Source organism: Flavobacterium sp., from assembly GCF_031423415.1.
In the GTDB taxonomy this organism is placed as follows: domain Bacteria; phylum Bacteroidota; class Bacteroidia; order Flavobacteriales; family Flavobacteriaceae; genus Flavobacterium.
Window position 1 is genome coordinate 35,928 of the sequence record NZ_JANPFL010000151.1, and the last position, 6,000, is coordinate 41,927.

Here is a 6,000-nt window from a genome sequence, read left to right on the forward strand (position 1 = left end):
ATACGATGTGATTTTTTTCGAAATCCTTCAATCTTAGTTGAAATTATCAGAAATTACTGTTTTTTCTCGTCTTCCAAAAGCCACTTAATGTCCTCAATTAGCTTTTGAATTTCTTCTTTTTTGGTACCATCATAAAAACCACGAACTCTTTTTTTGGAATCCACGAGTACAAAATTCTCGGTGTGAACCATATCGTATTGCTCTTCGGGTTTTCCTTGTTTTACTGCCAAATACGATTTTCTAGCCATAGTATAAATGGCTTTTTTGTCGCCTGTGACTAAGTTCCACTTGTTATCGTTCACGCCATTTATTTTGGCATATTCTTTTAATACTGAAACGTTGTCAATGTCTGGCATTACGGTTAATGAGAGCAATTTTACTTTTGGATTATCGAGAAATACTTTTTGCACATCGACCAAATTCGTTGTCATTATCGGGCAAATCGATTTGCAGGTTGTGAAGAAAAAATCGGCTACATATATTTTGTCTTCATAGTCTTTTTGGGTAATTGTTTTTCCGTTTTGATTTTTAAAAGAAAAATTGGCAATCGTGTGATATTTGCTGATATATTGCACCGTTGTATCCACTAATTCAGGATTTACATCCGATGGATTATAAATAGGTAGCGATTTCTTGGGGTTTAATGCAGTGTAAAAAAAGGAAATCGTTATGATGGAAAACACCAACAATGCACCAAAGAATTTCCGATAGGTGTAGAAAAAAGATTTCATAGAAAATAATTTTTGCAAAAGTACAAAAAGCGATTAGTAATAGACCTATACCCTTTTATAATCCTTACCGATTCGTTTTGAAATTCCTATAATTTGTTCTACCGCTAAATGGTCTTTTATTAGCTTAGACTTTTGCAAACTAAGATGTACCACCAATAGTTTGAAATCTTTTAAAAAAGTGCGTGGTTTAGATTCATTTTAAGTTTGATTTTTTGGATAAAAACGTAAAACTGCTGCTTTTTAAAAAATCGTTTTAACTATAAGTAAATGAGTGTTTTACGTAAATAAACGTAAATATATTTATACCTATATATATATACTTCATTTTAGGTGATTTTTTTAAAGCTAAATTTTTCATTTTATTTTGTTTCAATTCGAGTAGAATCACCTAGCGATAAATAGAAAATGATGCACAAAAAAAATGGCTCAAAATAGTAGATTTTCTAAACTACCTCTTTAGTCTTTCTAGACAACGATGTCGATTAGAAAACAGCAGCGCTTTCAAAAGTATTTTTACAACCAATACTCATAAATAAGTTGCACGCAGTTTCTACGATTTAACAAGTAGCTGTCCTGTCGTTGTTGTATGGGTTTCTGTTAAAAATGATAGCGAATCACAATTGAAGCTCACCGTCAATCGATTACCTTTAATTTATTTACTACTTTATTTGTTTTTTGTTAAAAAAGTATGAATATTTGCATTAATTTTAATTGTTAATGTTTTACTAATGAGGACTACATTTTTATAAGATATTTTAACAATAGTGGGTAGGTTCCGCCCTTTTTTTGTAGGGTCATGAGATTTTTAGACATAAAAACGTGTATTTCACCGATAATAATGTGTCTTAATCGAATAGTTTAAAGCCTTCCTAAATAGTAAGGACGGTTGTTATTATATTTGTAACTAATTGGAGAAGACACCTTAAATAAATTTTAGTGTACTTTATATCAACAAAGTTGAAATAAATAGTATTGTAAGGATCGCAAATGGATTATTCATTTGCGTTTACTTACATTAATTTCTAAATATAGTTGCCCTTTATTTATTCACTTAGTGAATGAATAAAGGAGTATAGTATTGAAATAATAATAATAAGATTTATAAAACATAAATTTAAAAATTTTTAATAACCCTGACCCAATCAATTTTTAATAAAGGTTTACGGTTTGAGAATTTTACTAAAAATAAAAGTATGGATACTAAAATTACAAAATTTATTACCGAAAGTTTCAATTCTGTATTGATTTCAAAAATAAAAAAGTTTGCATTCTTTTTACTTCTTGCAGTATTTGCACAGAACACTGTGTATTCGCAAGAGGGAAGCAAGCAGTTTATTCAAGCGCTGAATGGTAACGGCGAAGTAGCAAATACTCGTTCCTGTATTATCTTACATAATGATGCCGATACAGACGGGACGCTCCATACCTACTCCTCGCCAGCTGAGGGAAGAATGTATTTTAGATTCAAAGCAGGAGAACAGGCCTTTGTAGGTATGAACATTCAATCAGCAGGTTCTGCTCCTGGTACTGTGCCTCAATTTCAAGTAAGAGGTCCGATTGGCGCCTTAGAAGACCCTCGAACCGCAGCAACCGCACCAGTTGTTTTTGGCCCAGTTAATGTTAAAGGAACTGTTTATAATGCACCGAATAACACAGGAGCAGGTTTTATAGCTACTCCTGCTCAGGCTAGTGCTGGAGCAAGTCAAGTTGTCGGAGCTGCGGGTTATAATGGCATTCAAATCTTACCAAATACTGCAGCTGCCGGTATTTATTACATAGAGTTTTCAAACAATGTTCCTAGTGGTAACAGAACTTTTTTAAGTTTGTTTGATCTTACGATCAGAAGGACAAATGGATTTCCTGCGTCTGGTCGATTATTCTCTTACAGGTGGTCGTTTTACAATCACGCTACTGCTGTTGGGCTCGGTAAAGGAGATCTCGCCTTATTCAATTATCAAGCAAAGGATAGTATTGTAACAAGAGTGAGAATGGACAATGTGGTTACTGGTGGCTTTTCTGTGCAGTTTAATGAAACGGGTCCAAAATCACTTGCTCTTGATACTCCAGAAGAAGCTCGAAAGTCTGTGCTTTATGGTGCTACTCGGCCCTCTGTTCCTAATAATGGTGTAAACGGTTTTTTCCCTATCTTTTTTGCAAGTCCAGATCCAGAGTTTTTCCCTCGAGCAACTACGGCACCAGTGCTAAAAGGAAGTTTAAATTCCTATTGTAATCAAAATAAATTTTTTAGACTTCGTTTGAATAAAGGAGCCTCTGTTCAAATATTTTTAGATTTTGAGTCAGGCGATGGCTTGTATACTGCCAATACTAAGGATGTCCTGTTAGCAACCCAAAGAGCCAACGGAGGAGAAATGCTCGTTCCTTGGGATGGCAAAAATGGATTAGGAACAGTAGTTCCTAACGCAACCCCTATTCCATTAAAAGCTTTTATTGCACTTGGAGAAGTACACATGCCATTAGGAGATTTCGAACAAAACAGTTTGGGTTTCGATATTCAAATAACAGAACCACCATTTGCCGCTGTTGGTAATTCAACAATTTACCACGATGATTCTATTTTGGGGGCAAGTCCAAACAATCCAGTTCTTACAGAATTAGTAGGATGTCAGGGGGCTTGCCATAAATGGGGAGATCCTACCCATACTTCGACTGCTGCTGGATTTAATTACGGAGATCAACGATGGCTTAATACTTGGTGGGGTAGCTTTAAGTTGATTGGGGATTTAGAAATCATTAACGTAGGCAATTGTAGACCTGATGCAGTAAATGACACTGATCTTACTCAGCATCCACTCTTTTCTAGCCCAAGTATAGATATATTAACTAATGACACTATTTATGGTGGTGCACAAGCCACCCTTGCAAACTCGAGTATACTGTTGATCGATCCTTCTAATAATGTTAGAGCAACCACAGTAGTTATTCCTGGACAAGGAACTTGGTCAATATCACCAGGTACAAGTATTGTGACTTTTACTCCAGAAGTAGGATATACTGGCGATCCAACGCCGCTAAATTATGAATTAACGCAAACATCAACCGGTGGAACTGATATTGCTACGATAACTTTTGATTACAACAATTGTTTGTTAACAGTGACTACTACAAAAGTGGACAATGTTTGTAATGGTGCAACTAATGGTGCCATCACTATCAATGGTGGTACAAGTCCAAATTATGTATACAGTTGGACTAGAACTAGTCCTGGAGGTTTTACCTCTAGCTCCAAAAATTTGACAGGACTTGCTGCAGGAACCTATACCTATACTATAACAGATACCTTAGTGGCTAATGCTTGTGCATCGCCCGTAGCAACTGGTACTGTAATTATTACACAACCAACCGCAATTACGATTTCGAGTATAGTTGCCAGCGCAATAAGTTGCAATGGTAACAATGGTGGTGTAACGGTAACAGCATCAGGCGGTACGGCACCATTGGCATACAATATAGAATTTTCTGAAAATATCGGTGGGCCATTTGGTGCAACCGCTGATAAGGATGGCGATTCAGATGGTTCCTATTTAGCATTAATAAAAGGCTTTTATAGAGTAATTGTTACAGATGCAAATTCTTGTGGCCCGGTCGTATCGACAATTGTAGAAGTTAAAGGTCCAATTTCAGTTACGGCTAGTACTGCTACTTCAAAATCGTGTGGCGCTACAAATAACGGAGCAATAACTCTTGGTACCGTTTCGGGAGGAACACCACCGTACATCTACAGTTGGACAAAATTTGGCGATGCAGGTTTCACTGCAAGTACAGCAAATTTAACAGGTTTATCACCTGGAACTTATTTATATAGTATAGTAGGTACAGCATACACTTGTGCGCCTGAAACGGGAAGTGTTGTTGTGGGCGATTTTAATCCAAGCGCAACAGTTAGTTTTGCAAATGCCGGTTGCGGGGTATCTAATGGTTCAATAACCTTTACTTTTTCTGACAATCCTAATATTAGTACACTAGAATTTAGTATTAATGGTGGAGTAAGTTATCAAACGGCCGTTGCAGATACAAGTGGGTCTGTGACTTATTCAGGATTGGCAGCAGGAACTTACTCTACGTTCGTTCGTTCAAATTCGGGATGCGTGGTTAATTTAGGTTCAGTAGTCATTGTGAACAATGCAAATTTAGCAACACCAGTTGCCGGTACTGTTACACAACCGACGTGCTCAAACAGTAATGGAAGTTTTACTATTACAAACTATAATCCTGCTTACACCTACACTTTTTCTCCGTCGGTAGGAGTGAATAGAACAGGCGCTAATGTTACAGCTCCTGCAGGAACTTATACAGTTACAAGTAACTTAGGTGCATGTCCTTCGCTTGCTTCATCTAATATAGTTATAAATGCACAACCTCCAACCCCGGCTACTCCAACACTAGGTTCTGTAGTGAAGGCCACTTGCGCCGGAAATGGTAGTTTTACCATTACAAATTATAATGCTGCTAATACCTATACCATTTCACCCCCAACAGGAGTTACAAGAGTTGCGGCGCTAGTAACTGCACCAGCTGGTTTTTATACTGTTACAGCTACATTAGGAAGTTGTTCTTCAGGTTTTTCTAGTAGTATTGAAATAGATAGTGCCACACCAGAGGTAACCGTAACAGAAATTCCTTGTGGTGGAACAACGGGTACCTTAACAGTAACTGTTGTAAATGGCACTGATAATTATAGTTTTGATAATGGCGTTACTTATCAAGTAAGTAATGTTAGATCAGGATTAGTTGCGGGCATATACAATGTTAGAATTCGAACTGCCAGTTTATGCGTTACTCCAGCTACACCTGTACAAATATCAGCTGCTGTCCCTGTACCAACAGCAGGTGCTATTGGAACATCACAAGCGATTTGTAGTGGTGGAAATCCAGCCGCTTTTACAAATACTACAGCAGGAACAGGATCAGGAACTATAACATATAGATGGGAACGAGCTATAAGTCCTTTCACTACTTGGGTTATTATAAGTGGCGTTACTTCCCCAACTTATGATCCAGCTGTAGGATTAACCGCTACTACACAATATAGAAGAATAACAATTTCCACAGTGGGTGCTACAGTTTGCGAATCGGTTCCAACTGCATTTGTAACAGTGACAGTAAATTCATTACCAGCAGTACCAACAATAGCAGTAACGGCACCAACTTGTGCTTCCGCAGCAACGAATATTTTAAGTACCTACAGTGCCAGTTTAACCTATACATCCACACCAGCAGGATTATCAGTTGGCGCAGGAGGCGTAATCAC

2 protein-coding genes are annotated in these 6,000 nt (G+C 37.2%); one reads left to right on the top strand and one right to left on the bottom strand.

The features are described 5' to 3' along the window. Nucleotides 1–53: 53 nt before the first annotated feature. Nucleotides 54–731, bottom strand: a complete 678-nt coding sequence (locus RMO83_RS13400; RefSeq protein WP_310560207.1) for an SCO family protein — start codon at nt 729–731, stop codon at nt 54–56. Between the two features lie 1,193 nt (nt 732–1,924). Here RMO83_RS13400 and RMO83_RS13405 point away from each other — a divergent pair. After that, the coding region (locus RMO83_RS13405; RefSeq protein WP_409025013.1) for a hypothetical protein at nt 1,925–6,000 on the top strand (4,076 nt) is incomplete at its 3' end.